Annotated in this window: 16 protein-coding genes; 7 read left to right on the top strand and 9 right to left on the bottom strand. The window is 72.2% G+C overall.

Going from position 1 to position 13,826, the window contains the following annotated elements; translation table 11 throughout:
- Positions 1-103: 103 nt before the first annotated feature.
- The 4 genes from ABGA99_RS28310 (at position 104) to ABGA99_RS28295 (ending at position 3,896) form a co-directional block, all read left to right on the top strand.
- Positions 104-754 carry a hypothetical protein gene (locus ABGA99_RS28310; RefSeq protein WP_347583715.1) on the top strand — a complete coding sequence of 217 codons (651 nt, stop codon included), beginning with the start codon at positions 104-106 and terminating at the stop codon, positions 752-754.
- Positions 736-1,728: a hypothetical protein gene (locus tag ABGA99_RS28305; RefSeq protein WP_347575085.1), complete on the top strand. Its 993-nt coding sequence runs from the start codon at positions 736-738 to the stop codon at positions 1,726-1,728. Before ABGA99_RS28310 ends, ABGA99_RS28305 begins: the two co-directional genes overlap by 19 nt.
- A gap of 84 nt (positions 1,729-1,812) precedes the next feature.
- Positions 1,813-2,400, top strand: a complete 588-nt coding sequence (locus ABGA99_RS28300; RefSeq protein ID WP_347583714.1) for a dihydrofolate reductase family protein — start codon at positions 1,813-1,815, stop codon at positions 2,398-2,400.
- A 62-nt stretch (positions 2,401-2,462) separates the two neighbouring features.
- Positions 2,463-3,896, top strand: coding sequence for a hypothetical protein (locus tag ABGA99_RS28295; RefSeq protein ID WP_347583713.1), 1,434 nt, complete (start codon positions 2,463-2,465; stop codon positions 3,894-3,896).
- 101 nt (positions 3,897-3,997) lie between these two features.
- On the opposite strand, the gene ABGA99_RS28290 is transcribed toward ABGA99_RS28295, so the two are convergent.
- The 4 genes from ABGA99_RS28290 to ABGA99_RS28275 form a co-directional block, all read right to left on the bottom strand.
- Positions 3,998-4,381, bottom strand: a complete 384-nt coding sequence (locus ABGA99_RS28290; RefSeq protein WP_347583712.1) for a peptidase inhibitor family I36 protein — start codon at positions 4,379-4,381, stop codon at positions 3,998-4,000.
- Entirely contained in the window at positions 4,378-4,902 is a 525-nt protein-coding gene (locus ABGA99_RS28285) for a hypothetical protein (protein WP_347575089.1), read from the bottom strand. The genes ABGA99_RS28290 and ABGA99_RS28285 overlap by 4 nt, the downstream gene beginning before the upstream one ends.
- A 24-nt stretch (positions 4,903-4,926) precedes the next feature.
- On the bottom strand, positions 4,927-5,295 hold the full coding sequence (locus tag ABGA99_RS28280) for a hypothetical protein (protein ID WP_347575090.1): 369 nt from the start codon (positions 5,293-5,295) through the stop codon (positions 4,927-4,929).
- An 88-nt stretch (positions 5,296-5,383) separates the two neighbouring features.
- Positions 5,384-6,607: a SpoIIE family protein phosphatase gene (locus ABGA99_RS28275; RefSeq protein ID WP_347583711.1), complete on the bottom strand. Its 1,224-nt coding sequence runs from the start codon at positions 6,605-6,607 to the stop codon at positions 5,384-5,386.
- Positions 6,608-6,819: 212 nt separating this feature from the next.
- Here ABGA99_RS28275 and ABGA99_RS28270 point away from each other — a divergent pair, with 212 nt between their 5' ends.
- Positions 6,820-7,911: a methyltransferase domain-containing protein gene (locus ABGA99_RS28270; RefSeq protein ID WP_347583710.1), complete on the top strand. Its 1,092-nt coding sequence runs from the start codon at positions 6,820-6,822 to the stop codon at positions 7,909-7,911.
- A 103-nt stretch (positions 7,912-8,014) separates the two neighbouring features.
- Here ABGA99_RS28270 and ABGA99_RS28265 read toward each other — a convergent pair whose 3' ends face one another.
- A complete protein-coding gene (locus tag ABGA99_RS28265) occupies positions 8,015-9,994 on the bottom strand; it encodes an AAA family ATPase (RefSeq protein ID WP_347575319.1) in 1,980 nt (659 codons plus the stop codon).
- A gap of 409 nt (positions 9,995-10,403) precedes the next feature.
- Here ABGA99_RS28265 and ABGA99_RS28260 point away from each other — a divergent pair, with 409 nt between their 5' ends.
- Positions 10,404-10,775, top strand: coding sequence for a hypothetical protein (locus ABGA99_RS28260; protein ID WP_347583709.1), 372 nt, complete (start codon positions 10,404-10,406; stop codon positions 10,773-10,775).
- Between the two features lie 27 nt (positions 10,776-10,802).
- On the opposite strand, the gene ABGA99_RS28255 is transcribed toward ABGA99_RS28260, so the two are convergent.
- The 4 genes from ABGA99_RS28255 to ABGA99_RS28240 form a co-directional block, all read right to left on the bottom strand.
- On the bottom strand, positions 10,803-11,540 hold the full coding sequence (locus ABGA99_RS28255) for an NIPSNAP family protein (RefSeq protein ID WP_347583708.1): 738 nt from the start codon (positions 11,538-11,540) through the stop codon (positions 10,803-10,805).
- 104 nt (positions 11,541-11,644) lie between these two features.
- A complete protein-coding gene (locus ABGA99_RS28250; RefSeq protein ID WP_347575095.1) occupies positions 11,645-12,073 on the bottom strand; it encodes an Rrf2 family transcriptional regulator in 429 nt (142 codons plus the stop codon).
- Between the two features lie 62 nt (positions 12,074-12,135).
- Complete coding sequence (locus tag ABGA99_RS28245) at positions 12,136-12,387, bottom strand: DUF397 domain-containing protein (RefSeq protein ID WP_347583707.1); 252 nt, start codon at positions 12,385-12,387, stop codon at positions 12,136-12,138.
- Positions 12,368-13,219, bottom strand: coding sequence for a helix-turn-helix transcriptional regulator (locus ABGA99_RS28240; RefSeq protein WP_347583706.1), 852 nt, complete (start codon positions 13,217-13,219; stop codon positions 12,368-12,370). Before ABGA99_RS28240 ends, ABGA99_RS28245 begins: the two co-directional genes overlap by 20 nt.
- Positions 13,220-13,372: 153 nt before the next feature.
- Here ABGA99_RS28240 and ABGA99_RS28235 point away from each other — a divergent pair.
- Positions 13,373-13,826, top strand: a 454-nt coding sequence (locus tag ABGA99_RS28235) for an ATP-binding protein (protein WP_347583705.1), incomplete at its 3' end; no start/stop codon positions are given.

Here is a 13,826-nt window from a genome sequence, read left to right as displayed (position 1 = left end):
CTTTCCTGCCATCGAAGACGCCACCTCGCTTCGCTAATCTCGTTGAGGCACAACGGGGGCAGGTGGCTCCCCTCCCACACGCGACGGAGGGAATGACCGCACCATGAAAGCGCGTAGAGCAGGTACGGGGGCGGTGGCAGCGGCGCTGGGGGCCCTGCTGCTGCTGGCCGGCTGCGGCGGTGACGACGGGGGTACGTCGTCCGGTGACAAGATCGAGGGCGCGCAGCCGAGCGACCGGGATCCGTCGGCGGAAGCGTCCGAAAAGCAGCCCGGTGCTCCGGAGTTCGACCTCCCGGACGACGTGCAGGTCGAGATCGCCGAGGACGCGACGGGGGACGAGCAGAAGGACGCGATCCTGCGGGACCACGGTTACGCGCTGATGGCCCAGCAGGAGGCGTACGCCGCAACCGAGGCGACGCCGAACTTCACGCAGTACTGGGCCGGTGAGGCCGCCGCGACGTTCGAGGCCGACTTCGCCGAGTACCGCAAGGACGGCGTCACCATCACCGGGCTCGACATCTTCTACTTCCGCGAGGTCACCTCGCTGAAGGACGGGCGCGCCGTCGTCGCGTACTGCGAGGACCAGAGCAAGGCGTATCTGAAGAACACCGGGACCGGGAAGGTCGACAAGACCCCGACCACGCTGGACTCCTACATCGACGCGCGCGCCACGATGGAGAAGAGCGGCGACGGCTGGCAGGTCGTGGACTACCAGGCAACCAGGGGGAGCAAGGAATGTCGCGACGAAGCCTGACACCACACGGGACGCGCGCCACCGCCACGGTCGCCGCGCTGGCCTGCGGGCTGCTGCTCGCCTCGGCCGGCGGGGCGGCGGCCGACCGCGGCACGGGGACGACCGACACGGGCGGCGGCAGCGGCAACGGCGGGGTCAACTCCAGCGTGCGGTTCACGTACCACAGTCCGGGCGGCGGCCAGCCGATGACCAGCTCGACGGGCAACTGGTCGCCGCCGGTGTGCTGGTTCGAGCCCCGGTACACCAACGACGCGCTGGCCGAGCACAACGAGGAGATGGAAGAGAAGGGCCCGCTGGAGGGCATCGACCACGACACCGCGGAGAACCGGAAAGAGGAGACCGACGCCCACAAGGACAAGGACGGCATGTGGTGGGAGCGCACCCCCGTCATGTCGCCGCGCTCCTGTGAGATCGGCGAGCTGTGGATCTGGGTGGACCGCGGCGACCCGGACCCGCCGGCCGACGCCGTCGACCCGGAGATCCTCGCGGGCCTGGCGTACGCCGAGACCAAGCTCCCGGCGCCGCCGGTCGACCTCAAGCCGAACGAGGACCGCAACGTGGTGAACCTGCCCACGAAGATCGAGTTCAGCGAGCCGCTGGACCGCGTGTGGACGACGGCCAGCATCGTCAACGCGCAGGCGGGCATCAACATCGCGGCCACGACCGTCGCCGAGCCGGTCTCGCTGCGCATCGACGCGGGCACGGAGTACGCGGAGCCGTCGTCGTGCACGTACGACCTGGTGAAGGCGGGCGGCGGCTACCAGGTCGACAGCGAGGGCTCCGGCTGCAACATCACGTACCGCAAGTCCTCGGGCGAGGGTACGTACCCGATGGAGGCGCAGATCGTCTGGGACGTCACCTGGAACCCGACGGCGGGCCCGGACGGGGCGCCGCAGAACGACGACCTGCCGGACGGGCTGTCGGTGTCCGAGCAGGAAGTGACCGTGAAGGAGATCCAGACGGTCGTCCGCTGACCTCGTTCTTTATGCTCGTGACGGCGCCCCCGGCCGGAGAGGCCGGGGGCGCCGTGCTGTATCCGATCGATCGAAGGACATCCGTTGCGCAAGCTCGTCTACTACATCGCCGCCACCCTCGACGGCTTCATCGCGGGCCCGGACGGCGCCGACCCGACCGGCCCCGGCGGCTTCTGGCCGCTGCCCGCGGACTACGTGCAGTACCTCGCCGCGAACTACCCCGAGACGCTGCCCTTCATGGCGCGCGAGGCGCTGGGCGTCACGGCGGAGGGAAGCAGCTTCGACACGGTGCTGGAGGGACGCAAGTCGTACGAGATCGGGCTGGCGGCCGGTGTGCCCGACGCGTACCCGCACCTGCGTCACCTGGTCTTCTCCACGACGCTGGGGGAGAGCCCGGCCGAGGCGGTCGAGGTGGTCGCCGGGGATCCGGTGGCGCGGGTGGCGGAGCTGAAGAAGGAGGACGGCAAGGACATCTGGCTGATCGGCGGCGGTGCGCTGGCGGGCGCGCTCTACGGGGAGATCGACCGGCTGATCGTCAAGCTGGCACCGCTGACGACGGGCGCGGGGATCCCCCTGTTCGGCCGCGAGGCGGCGTTCGACCCGCGGGTGTGGAAGCTGACGGGGCACGAGGCGGTGGAGAGCGGAGCGCTGTTCCTGACGTACGACCGATGAGAAACGAGTGCGAGGGAGGTCCCATCGTTCAGAAGTAGTCACGACTGAACGGAGAAGGACGCATGCGGATCGTCAACAGGGCACTGGCCGCGGCGGTGGCCGTCTGCATCGCCGCGGTGCCGTTGGGCCAGGCGCACGCGGACGGCGGTCCGGCGGGAGGCACGGCCGCGGGCTCGCACGCGGGCTCGCACGAGGGGAGCATCGACGGCGCTCCGTACCGGATCGAGGTGCCGGACGACTGGAACGGCACCCTGGTGCTCTTCAGCCACGGCTACTACCTCCCGGACTACCTCCCCGAGGGCGTGCAGCTCGCGGCGTACGAGTCGACGGAGCGCTGGCTGCTGGAGCACGGCTACGCGCTGGCGGCGTCGGAGTACAAGGGACGCGGGCCCGGGTACGCCGTCGAGGACGCCCTCGTCGACCAGATGGCGCTGCTCCGGCACTTCGAGAAGAAGATCGGCAAGCCGCGCCGCACGCTGAGCACCGGCATGTCGCAGGGCGCGGCGATCGCGGGGCAGCTCGCGGAGCGGCACCCGGGGACGTTCGCGGGCACGGCCGGGATGTGCAGCGAGGTGGACACGCCCGCGTCGTGGAACACCGCGCTGGACGTCCTGTACGTGGTGAAGACGCTGCTCGCGCCGGAGGCGGACATCGACCTCGTCCGTCCCACCGGCCCGGAGACCGCCGCCGGGGACGCCGCCGCCCTGGCCGCGGCCGTGAGCGCCGCGCGCGGCACCGAGAAAGGCCGCGCCCGGCTCGCGCTGGCGGGCGCGATCGCGAACATCCCCACCGCGTACTCCCCGTTCGAGCCGGCGCCGACCGACCTCGCCGGGCGCATCGCCGCCCAGTCGGTGTGGATCGAGACCGGCTACGCCCAGGGCCTCGGCCCCACGGGCCGGCTCGACCTCGAAGCCCGCGCGGGCGGCAACCCGTCCTGGAACACCGGCGTCGACTACCGCGCCCAGCTCGCCCGCGCGCACCCGGAGCTGCGCGCCCTGGCCGAGGAGGCGTACGGGGCCGCTCCGGCCGCCGACCTGGACGCGGACCTCGCCGCGCTGGCGGGCCCCGAGCGCGTCGGCGCGGACCGGCGGGCGGTCGCGTACACGAAGCGGCACGGCCTGGTGCGGGGCACGACGTCCACGCCGACGGTGACGCTGCACACGACGGGCGACGGCGGCGCGCTCGCGGACCAGGTGGGGAACTGGGCGGAGCAGGTCGCGGCGCACCGGGACGCGCCGTTCCGGCAGTTGTACGTGGAGCGGGGCGGGCACTGCTCGTACACGTCGGCGGAGGAGATCGTCACGCTGGTCGCGCTGGACCGGAAGGTCGCCACGGGCCGGTGGGGGAACCTGACGCCGGAGCGCCTGGACGCGACGGTGGGGTCGTTCGGTCCCGAGTACCAGGAGGCGTTCGACTTCGGCACGGGCGGCGCGAAGCCGGTGGACCCGGCGTTCACGGAGTTCACGCCGCCGCAGGCCCTGCGTCCGACCCGGTAGGGAACCGGGCCGGGCACGGCCGGTTGGGGCGGCAGCGGGGGGGGGGGGGGGGGGGGCGGCGGGGCCCCCCCCCCCCCGCCGCCCCTTCGGTTCGACCGGACTCAGCAGCTCTTGGCCCAGGTGTGGGAGTCGCCGCGGTCGTTGGCGACGCCGTTGTAGCCGACCTCCTGACCCGGGGTCAGGCAGAGGGTGGCGGCGCCGCCCTGCCAGGCGTCCTCGTAGACGATCACGTGGTCCTTGACGCCGGGCCCGGAGATGCCGTGGTTGGCCCACGACGAGTCGGTGTCGGCGATCCAGGACTCCCACCAGCCGTCGTCGCCGGACCAGTTGGCACGCTGGCCGTCGAAGTTCGCGTGCTCCCAGGTGCAGAACTCGCCGCTCGGGCAGTCCGCCGCGGCGGCCACGGACCCGGAGGCGAACGCGCCCCCGACGGCCAGCAGCGCGGCGGTCAGCAGCGCGAGGGGCTTGCGCTTCGTCTTCGTCATGAGGATGACTTCTCCTTGTCGAGCAGGGTGGTGGCACGCTCCACGGCGTGGGCGCGAAGGCGGTCGTGCGCGGTGACGTCCGCGCGGTGGTCGGCACGGACCGCGGCGAGGCCGCGGTCCTCGTAGGCGGCGATGGCCTTGAGGTTGTTCACGACGGTGGAGGCCCGGAACCAGCGCTCCTGATCCCCGTACAACGCGCGCTGCGCCCCGGCCAGACAGCCGTCGGTGTGCGCCCGTACGACGTACCCGGTCGGCAGCTCCTCCGCGAGCTCGGTCTCACCCGCACCGAAGAGCGCGTCGGCGACGTCCCGCTGCTCCTGCTTCCCGAGGGGCCGCTGCCCGGGCCGGGGCGGGGTGAGCCCCTGCCGGACGAGGCAGCGGTCGGTGAGCAACTGCTGCGCGGCACGTACGGAGTCGTCGTCGCCGAGCGGCGGCGGGGCGGGCGGGGAGGCGCAGCCGGCCAGGGCGAGGGCGACGCCGAGGGCTACGCCCACAGGACCGGGAAGGGAACGGGAGGGCATGACCTGGTACGCGGCCGGAGGGACTCAGCCGGGCTGGCAGTCCGCGGGCCGGGAGCTGTCCACCCCGTCGATCTTGTTGCCCCAGTCCCAGTTGTCATCCAGCTCGTACGCCCGGATCTCCCGGAAGACGCACCCGTGCCGGGTCCAGTCGACGGCCCACACACTGCCGTTGAAGTCGGACCGGAACGAGTAGGCGTTGTCGTGCAGATTCCTGGGCACCTCCGCGTACCCCCCGGGCCGGTAACACCATGCCTCGCCCATCTGGCCCGGCCGGGTCCAGAAACAGACCTCGCCGGGCCCGGCGGCACTCGGCGCGGCCCCGGAGGGGACGGCGGCGACGCCCAGGGCGGCGACGGCGGTGAGGACGGCGAAGAGGAAAGCGCGCAGACGCATGAGAGAACCCCCGATACTCACGGAACGTGCGCAGACAGTAACTCTTGGTTGCCGCGCGTGGGAAGGCGGTGTCACCCGAACGGCCCACCTACAGGCGGACGACCACCAGGGCGGTGTCGTCGGTGAGGCCGGCCGGGGGGATGAGGTCGGTCAGCAGTGCGTCGGCGAGCCGCTCGGGATCCGCGTTGCCGTGACGGGAGATCGAAGCGGCGAGCCGGGCCAGGCCGACGTCGATGTCCTCGTGCCGGCGCTCGACGAGCCCGTCGGTGTACAGGACGAGGACACAGCCCTCGTCGAACGCCACCCGGGCCTCGGGACGGGCGGCGTGCTCGGGGCGCACGCCGAGGGGCGGATCGGTGGCCTGGTCGAGGAAGGTGACGGTGCCGTCCGGACGCCAGAGCGCGGGAGGCAGGTGGCCGGCGCTGCTGTACGTGAGGGTGCGGCCGGCCCAGTCGATGTACACGGCGGCGGCGGTGGCGGTGGCGGCGGCGTCGACGGTCCGGGCGTACCGGCCGAGGACTTCCAGCGCCCGGGCGGGGCCCTTGGCGATGAGCGAGGCGGCGGAGAGGGCACTGCGGAGCTGGCCCATGACACCGGCCGCCCGCAGTCCGTGCCCGACCACGTCGCCGACGGCGACGACGGTGCAGTCGCCCGCGGGCAGGTCGATGATGTCGTACCAGTCGCCGCAGACGTTCAGGGCCACGACCGCGGGCCGGTAGCGCACCGCGGCCCGGTGGTGTCCGAGCGGGCTGGGCGCGGGCAGCATCGCCTCCTGAAGGTGGAGGGCGACCTCGTGCTCGCGCGCGTGGGACAGGCGCAGGCGCTCGTTGATCTCCTGCAGCTCCCGCGCCCGGGTGTACAGCTCGGCCTCCATGACCTGGCTGCGATCCCGGCCGCCCCGGGCGCGGACGAGTTCGGTGACCTCCTCGACCCGGTGCACCAGCAGGGCCACGGTCCCGTCCGGCGCGAAGACGGGGACGTTCACCGGGCTCCAGTACCGCTCCTCCCACACCCCCGGCCGCTCGGGGGACTCCACGTCGTAGCGCTGCAGGGCCATGGTGTCGCGCTCCCCGGTGGCCGCGACCCGGTGCAGGGAGGCGGACAGGTTGCGCATGCCGCTCGCCTGGGGGTCGCCGGGGTTGTCGGGAAAGACGTCGAACAGATAGCGGCCGATCACCTGCCTGCGGTTCCGCCCCGTCGTCGCCCAGTACGCATCGTTGGCGTCCAGGTAGACCAGGTCCGTGGTCAGCAGCGCCACTGCGGTCGGCAAGGCGTGGAAGACGGCCTGGTAGTCGATCACGGGTCCGCTCACCGTCCTCGTGCCGGCGCCACGTACGTCCCGGTCGCGTATCTCTCCACGGTAAGGACAGACCGCGTGATACGCCCGTCGTGTTCGGCCGCCCGGGGCCGCCGGCCCTCGTGCGGTGTGCTTCGCGTGCGGTCCGGCCGCCGGGTCGGCAAGGTCGGGAACCGGACGGGGCCGCCGGTCGCCGCTGCACCCGCCGACTACCGACGAGGAACGCCATGGACCCGGATGCGACAAAAGCGCTGCGCGAGGAGTTCGCCGCCACCCTCGGCGGCGGGAGCCCGAGCCCGTGGCGTACGGCCTTCGCCGCCGTGCCGCGCCACGTCTTCGTCCCGGAGTTCTACGGGCAGGACGTGCGCGGCGAGTGGTACCGCGTCACGCAGGCGGACGACGCGTACCTGGAGACCGTCTACTCGGACACCGCCCTGATGACCCGACTCGACGCCCACGGCGTCCCCACGTCGTCCTCCAGCGAACCGGGCCTCATGCTGACCATGCTCGACGCCCTGGACGCCGAACCCGGCGCCACCGTCTTCGAGCTGGGCACCGGCACGGGCTACAACGCGGCCCTCCTGGCCCACAGACTCGGCGCGGAGAACGTCACCAGCGTCGACGTGGACCCGGACCTGGTGGCGCTGGCCGACCGCCGGCTCCGCGAGTCCGGCACCGCACCGTTCGTCACCACGGCGGACGGCGCCCTCGGCTACCCGCCTCGCGCTCCCTACACCCGCTTCATCGCCACGGCGGCCCTCCGCTCGGTACCCCGGGCGCTCATGGAACAGGCGGCGGACGACGCCGTGATCGTCGCCCCGATCGGCTTCGGAGTGATCCGGGCGGCGGTCACCGCCCCCGGCCACGCGGAAGGCCGCTTCCTGGCCACCCCCGCCCTCTTCATGCCCGTTCGCCTCCCCCCGGGCAGCGGCCCGGACCTCGCAGCCGTACGGGAGCGGCCCCCGGAGTCGACATCGCTACCGGTGACGGACGTGCTGGGCGGCCGGTGGACGTTCCCGCTGTCCCTCGCCCTGCCCGGCTACAACGCCGTCGCGTGGCGGGCGGACGACGGCGGCGCGTCCGGCGTGTCCGGCATGTGCCTGTGGACCGAGGACGGTTCGACCGTCCTGGCGCACGCGGACGGTCACGTCCGGCAGGCCGGCCCGCGAAGGCTGTGGGACACCGTGGAGGAGGTCGCGTCGCTGTTCCCGGGCGGCCGACCGGCCCGGGAGGACTTCGGCATCACCGTCACGCCGGCCGCCCAGCGGTTCTGGTACGGAACACCGCAGGGCGCCTCCTGGCCCCTGCCGACCGAGTGACCCCGGCCGCACCGTGGCGCGGTGAGTCCGGCGGAACCCTCCCGCCTGCGCGGGCGGCCCCGGCCGGCGCGGGGCGACGCCCGCCTCCGCGCGTACGGCGACGTCAGGCGGCCAGCTCCGCCGGCAGCGGCTCCGCGTGCAGGACCGTCAGCCCCGACACCGCCCGCGTCAGGCAGACGTACAGCCGCCGCAGCCCCGTCCGCACGTCCGGCTCCGCCGCGACGATCACCGCCGGGTCGTCCAGCACGACGTAGTCGTACTCCAGACCCTTCGCCAGCGACGCCGGCACCAGCGTCAGCCGCGCCTCCGACGTCGTCTCCTCACCCGGCGACAGGAACGGCAACCCCGCCGCTCCCAGAGCCGCCCCCAGCGCGGCCACCCGCCCGTCCGCCGCGATCAGCCCCACCGAGCCCTCCCGGCTCCGCAGCACCGACCCGCACGCCTCCACCACCGAGCCGTCCAGCGCCGCCCGCGGCAGGGCCCGTACCGCCAGGTCACCCGCCGACTCGCGGATCGACGTCGCCTCGGCCAGTCCCGGCGCGATCGACGGCAGCAGCCGCGACGCGTACGCGATCACCTCCCGCGGCACCCGGAAGCCCTGCGTCAGCTCCTCCACCACCGCCTCCGGCTTGCCGAGGTGACCCAGCGCCACCCCCCAGCTCTCCGTCGCCCACGGCGTCGTCCCCTGCGCGATGTCCCCCAGCACCGTCGCCGACCCCGTCGAGCACCGCCGCCCCACCGCCCGGTACTGCATCGGCGACAGGTCCTGCGCCTCGTCCAGCACCACGTGCCCCAGCGACGGCGTCCGCTCCACCACGTCGCGCGCCTCGTCGATCAGCACCGCGTCCGCCGCCGACCACCGCGCCGACCGCACCCCCCGCGGCGGCTTCTCCCACAGCAGCAGCCGCTGCTCCGCCTCGTCGAGCAACCCCACCGCCGCAGCCGCGAGGAACTCCGCGTCCGACAGCAGCCGCAGCACCAGCTTCACCGGGTCCACCGCCGGCCAGATCGCCTTCACCGCCGCCTTGACCGCCGCGTTCCGCGCCACCGCGTCCTGCACCCGGTCGTCCGGCGCCTCCCCGGCCCGTTCCATCTGGACGAGCACCGCGTGGGCGATGCGCTGCGGCAGCGCCTCCCGCGCGGCCCCGTAACGGATGTCCCGGGCCAGCAGCTCCCGTACCAGCTCCTCCAGCTCGTACGCCGGCACCCGCCACCGCCGCGACCCGCGCACGACCACGACCGGCTCCGTCGGCATCGTCACCCCGGCCCGCACCGCCCGGCGCAGCACCTCCGCCATCCGCGCGTCGCCCTTGAGCCGCGCCACCGGCGCCGGATCCGCCCCCCGCACCTCCACGTGCGCCACCAGCTCCGCCACCGTCGCCTGCTTCACGTCCAGCTCGCCCAGCGTCGGCAGCACCTGCTCGATGTACCGCAGGAACGAGTCGTTCGGCCCGATCACCAGCGTCCCCGTACGCGCCAGCCGCTCCCGGTGCGCGTACAGCAGATACGCCACCCGGTGCAGCCCCACCGCCGTCTTCCCCGTCCCCGGCGCCCCCTGCACGCACACCGTCCCGCCGATCTCCGCCCGCACGATCTCGTCCTGCTCCGGCTGGATCGTCGCCACGATGTCCCGCATCGGCCCGACGCGCGGCCGCTCGATCTCCCGCTGGAGGAGGGCACTCGACTTCGCCGCCTCGGCGGGGTCGGTCAGATGCTCGTCCTCGTACGCGGTGATCTCCCCGCGGTCGTACCCGAACCGCCGCCGCAGGGCCACGTCCATGGGGTCCTTCTTCGACGCCCGGTAGAACGGCTGCGAGACCGGCGCCCGCCAGTCGATCACCATCGGATCCCCGTCGGCGTCGTGCACGTGCCGCCGCCCGATGTAGAAGTTCTCGCCGGGGTCCCCCTCGGCCTTCTCCGCGCCGGGTGCCTGGGAGTAGTCGAGCCGCCCGAAGAAGAGCGGGGTGTCGGCGAGGTCGGCGAGCGCCTTGATCCGCAGGTCGATCTCGGACTGGAGGACTTCGGCGTTGACCCAGTTCGCGGTCACGTCGGTGATGTCCAGGGCCTCGGCGTCGGCACGCATGGCGCGCAGCGCGGTACGGGAGGCGGCGAGATGGGCGCGCTCGCGGAGGAGGGGGGCGGGGAGAGTGGGGGGAGCGGTCGGGGTGGCGGGGGTGGTGCGGGTGGTAGGGGTGGCGCGGGTGGTAGGGGTGGAGTCGGACATGGCGGTACGAGCCTCCGGCGCTGGCGGTACGGTCACGGGCGTGGCGTGGGCCGCCGGTTACCGACCGGCAGGCGGCACTCCCGGCGCGCGAGAACAGCCGGTGAGGCGGGGGCAGACGCGCGAGCATACGCGCGGGGGCAGGACCGGTCCAACGAATTTCTCCGCGGGGATCGAATGGCCGGTAACGCGCTGGCGTCCGGCCGTGGGGCGCAGTTGTCTGTACGCCGACAAGCGAGTTCGGCGCTACGGACCTCAAGGAGCCCGCATCATGCGAAGAGCCCGGTTATCCGCCGCCCTGGCCACCCTCACCCTGGCCGCGGCCCTCGCCACCACCGGCACGGCGACCGCCGCGCCGTCCGGGGCCGACACCCCGACCGCGGCGCCGCTGTGCAGCAGGGGGTACGTCTGCGTCCAGCCGGTCAACGGCTTCGTCACCGCCATACCGGAGGGCAGCCGCCACGACTTCGACCCGCCCGTGGCCATCGTGTCGGTGGTCAACAGCACGAGCATCCCGTACTGCGTGATCGGCAGCCAGAACACGGGGATCTCCCCCGGCCGCGTCTTCGAACCGACATCCGTGTACACCCTGCGCTCGCTGATCCCGTCGCCCGGGGGCATCTGCCCGGCGGCGGAGGGCTGACTCCGGGCAGTCCGGTCACCGCGGCGCTCACCGCAGTGCTGACCGCTCGGTGGGTGCGAGCCGTAGCCGTTGCGGGGTCCTCGACCACCGCTCCGACAGGGTCGGCAGCACCTCCTCGCGCCAGCGTTCCGAACGCCGCAGGCGGTCCAGGTGATGATCGAGGTGGGCTTCGTCGGTGAAGCGTGCGAACCAGACGAAGACCTCCTCGTTCATCCGTACCGGCAGAGCGGGGAAGGTGTTCACGGCGTGTTCGGACTGGAGGTACGCCAGTGGCTCACCGCCGGTCTCGGCGAGTACGGGCCGCACGTGCCGCCGGAAGAACTCGACGAACGCCGGATCGAACGGGCCGTGTCCGTACCAGAGGGTGGCGGTGAGGAGCGACGGTGGCGACGGCGCGGGCTCGCCGGGGGCGGGCCGGGCGCCGGGCGGCTCGGAGAACCCGCCGCCCGCCGAGGCCGGCCGCAGCAGCAGCACGTCGTCGGAGTCGATCATCGTCGCGTTCGCCTCGTCGCGGTGTGCCCGCCAGACCGGCCCGCCGTAGAAGCTCTCCAGGGCGTCGGCGCGGCTGGGCATGTCCGCGAAGCCGCGGAGCCAGACGAAGCGGTCGGGGTCGTCCAGGTCGCGGAACTGCCCCAGCACGGTCGCACCCACTGCCTCCTGGGGCTCGACGAACTCCCGGTCGAACAGATCGATCAGTACGTCCCGCTTTCCGGGGTGCAGCGTGTACTGCCGCAGTTCGACGACGGGAAACCGTAGGGCTGTCACCAGTCCTGCTCCTTGTTCGGGCTGTTGGAACCATCTTTGTTACAACAAACGGCAGGGGGTGTGTGTCCGGCTGCCGGCCGGACGGCCTGGCGGCTAGTTCACCGCTAGTTCACCAGCGTTTCGCGCAGGACGTCGGCGATCGACGTGTCCGCCAACTCCCGCCGCATGACCCGGTCGACCCGGCCGTAGACCCCGCTCAGGGCGGGCCGGATGCCCCGGCCGACCGGACACTCCAGGTTGGGCTCGGTGTGGTGCAGGCCGAACGGTGGCTGCGCATCGACGGCGTCGTACACCTCAAGCAATGTGATCTCTTCGGGCGCACGGGCCAGGCTCCACCCCGCACCGGCGCCGTGGCGGACCTCCACCAGGCCGGCCCGCCGCAGGTCGCCGAGGCTGCGCCGGATGATCACGGGGTTGGTGTTGACGCTGGCCGCGACCTGGTCGGAGGTGAGCACGTCCTGACCGCGACGCTGCGCCAGCGCCATCCAGGCCAGCGCATGCGTCGCGATGGTCAATCGACTGTTCGCCGCCATCACCCCTCCTTGGTGTAACACCTTCGGTTACACCTGCCCCGGAGGTCAAGCCGCGGCGACGTTCAGGCGGCGGGGAACTCCTCGCGCCTGACGGCGGCGACGAAGGCGGCCCAGGCGGTGGGGGTGAAGGCCAGGTGGGGGCCGTGGGGGTCTTTCGAGTCGCGCACGGGGACGGTGGTGGGGGCGGTGGCCACCTCGATGCAGTCGCCCCCGTTCGCGTCGCTGTAGCTGCTCTTGTGCCATTCCGCGGCTACCTCGATGCAGTCCCCGCCGTTGTTGCCGCTGTAGCTGCTCTTACGCCAGGTCATGGCCATGCTGCCCGTATCCCTCCATGAACTTGCCGATCAGGGCGGCGGAATCGCGAGCCGACAGAGCGTCAGCTCTGAGCACATCATAGGTCCGGAGGTGTTGCTGGTAGACCGTCGGATTGTCGCCGAAGTGTCCGTGGTCTAGAGACTCCGAGTAGATCCATTCATGGCCATCCGGCAGGGTGATCAACGACATTGAGGTGTTGGGCCGGATGATTTCCGGCTGGTCGGCCGGGGCTACCTGGATCTGAATATTGGTCCGCTGAGATGCGGAAAGCAGGTGCTCGCACTGCTCGCGCATGACCTCCGCGCCACCGACGACGTTGCGCAGGCAACTCTCATCCAGAACGACGATGAGCAGCGGGCCCTCCGATGAGAAGAATCGCTGCTGGCGACTGAGCCTCGCCCGGACTCGCTCCTCCAAGCTCTCCTCGTCGTGGATGACTTGCGCGAACTGTGCGTGCGTGTACGCCTCGGCCTGGAGCAACCCGGGCATCATCCGCTCCTGATAAGCCCGCAACGCCACGCACTCGGCGTCCATTTGCGCTCGTCGTTCGAACCAGTCCGGATGCTCGACATCCGGGTACCAGTCGACCTTCAGCCACAGTCGCGCTAACAGTCCGTTACCGCCCAGCACTTCGTCGCACTTCGCCGCGAACGTGTCCGGCGGCACGCTCGTACCCGTCTCGATCTTCGCGACGTACGACCGGTCGCAGGGGATGAGCCGTGCCAACTCCGCCTGCGTCATGCCCGCTGCCTCGCGCAGGTGCTTCAGCACGTCGCCGAACATCGCGGCCGTCGTACCGGTCGCGCGGTGGGTGGCGTTGCGTGGGGTCATGTCTGCCTCCCCGTTCTGGTGGCGTCTGTCACGTTGGTGACCTTGCTCTTGGTCGCTCCGCTCCGGAACTCTTACGACACGCAGCGTAACCGAGCGCTACGACAATACAGCCGTAGATCGCAAAATGTCACTGTAATTCTGGAGTTGAGGTGGATGGCCGAGCAGGGAGCGTGCGGTTCGGAGGGCATGGCGCGCGAGTGGTCGATGGGGTACGTGATGGGCTACCGGTCCGTGCCGCTCGTGCGGGTGCACGTGCGGCGGCAGTTGGCGCTGTGGCGGTGGGGCGGGGACGCCCAGGACGTGCAGGACGCGGCGGTCGTGGCGTCGGAGCTGGTGACGAACGCGATCCAGTACGGACGGCGGATCGGCCGGCGGGTGTGGGTGCGGCTGGCCGTACGGGAGGACGGTTCGCTGGTGATCGACGTATCGGACCCGCAGGCGACGCTGCCACCGCGGGTGCTGGATGCGTCGCCGCCGGGGCCGGAGGAGGAGCGGGGGAGGGGGCTGTTCCTGGCGCGGGGGCTGGGGGCGGAGCTGTCGTGGTTCCCGCGCGAGTTCGCCGGCAAGACCGTACGGGCGACGCTGGAGCCGACGCGGGGGTCCGGGC

It is taken from the genome of Streptomyces sp. B5E4 (assembly GCF_039871555.1).
GTDB lineage: Bacteria > Actinomycetota > Actinomycetes > Streptomycetales > Streptomycetaceae > Streptomyces.
The sequence above is the reverse complement of the archived record's forward strand: the minus strand, read 5'-3'. Positions and strand labels throughout refer to the sequence as shown.

Coding starts and splice junctions, on each gene's coding strand:
- ABGA99_RS28240 (WP_347583706.1), bottom strand. CDS start 13,219: ATGACCCCACGCAACGCCACCCACCGCGCGACCGGTACGACGGCCGCG.
- ABGA99_RS28295 (WP_347583713.1), top strand. CDS start 2,463: ATGCGGATCGTCAACAGGGCACTGGCCGCGGCGGTGGCCGTCTGCATC.
- ABGA99_RS28250 (WP_347575095.1), bottom strand. CDS start 12,073: ATGGCGGCGAACAGTCGATTGACCATCGCGACGCATGCGCTGGCCTGG.
- ABGA99_RS28280 (WP_347575090.1), bottom strand. CDS start 5,295: ATGCGTCTGCGCGCTTTCCTCTTCGCCGTCCTCACCGCCGTCGCCGCC.
- ABGA99_RS28310 (WP_347583715.1), top strand. CDS start 104: ATGAAAGCGCGTAGAGCAGGTACGGGGGCGGTGGCAGCGGCGCTGGGG.
- ABGA99_RS28285 (WP_347575089.1), bottom strand. CDS start 4,902: ATGCCCTCCCGTTCCCTTCCCGGTCCTGTGGGCGTAGCCCTCGGCGTC.
- ABGA99_RS28260 (WP_347583709.1), top strand. CDS start 10,404: ATGCGAAGAGCCCGGTTATCCGCCGCCCTGGCCACCCTCACCCTGGCC.
- ABGA99_RS28265 (WP_347575319.1), bottom strand. CDS start 9,994: ATGCGTGCCGACGCCGAGGCCCTGGACATCACCGACGTGACCGCGAAC.
- ABGA99_RS28270 (WP_347583710.1), top strand. CDS start 6,820: ATGGACCCGGATGCGACAAAAGCGCTGCGCGAGGAGTTCGCCGCCACC.
- ABGA99_RS28245 (WP_347583707.1), bottom strand. CDS start 12,387: ATGGCCATGACCTGGCGTAAGAGCAGCTACAGCGGCAACAACGGCGGG.
- ABGA99_RS28290 (WP_347583712.1), bottom strand. CDS start 4,381: ATGACGAAGACGAAGCGCAAGCCCCTCGCGCTGCTGACCGCCGCGCTG.
- ABGA99_RS28305 (WP_347575085.1), top strand. CDS start 736: ATGTCGCGACGAAGCCTGACACCACACGGGACGCGCGCCACCGCCACG.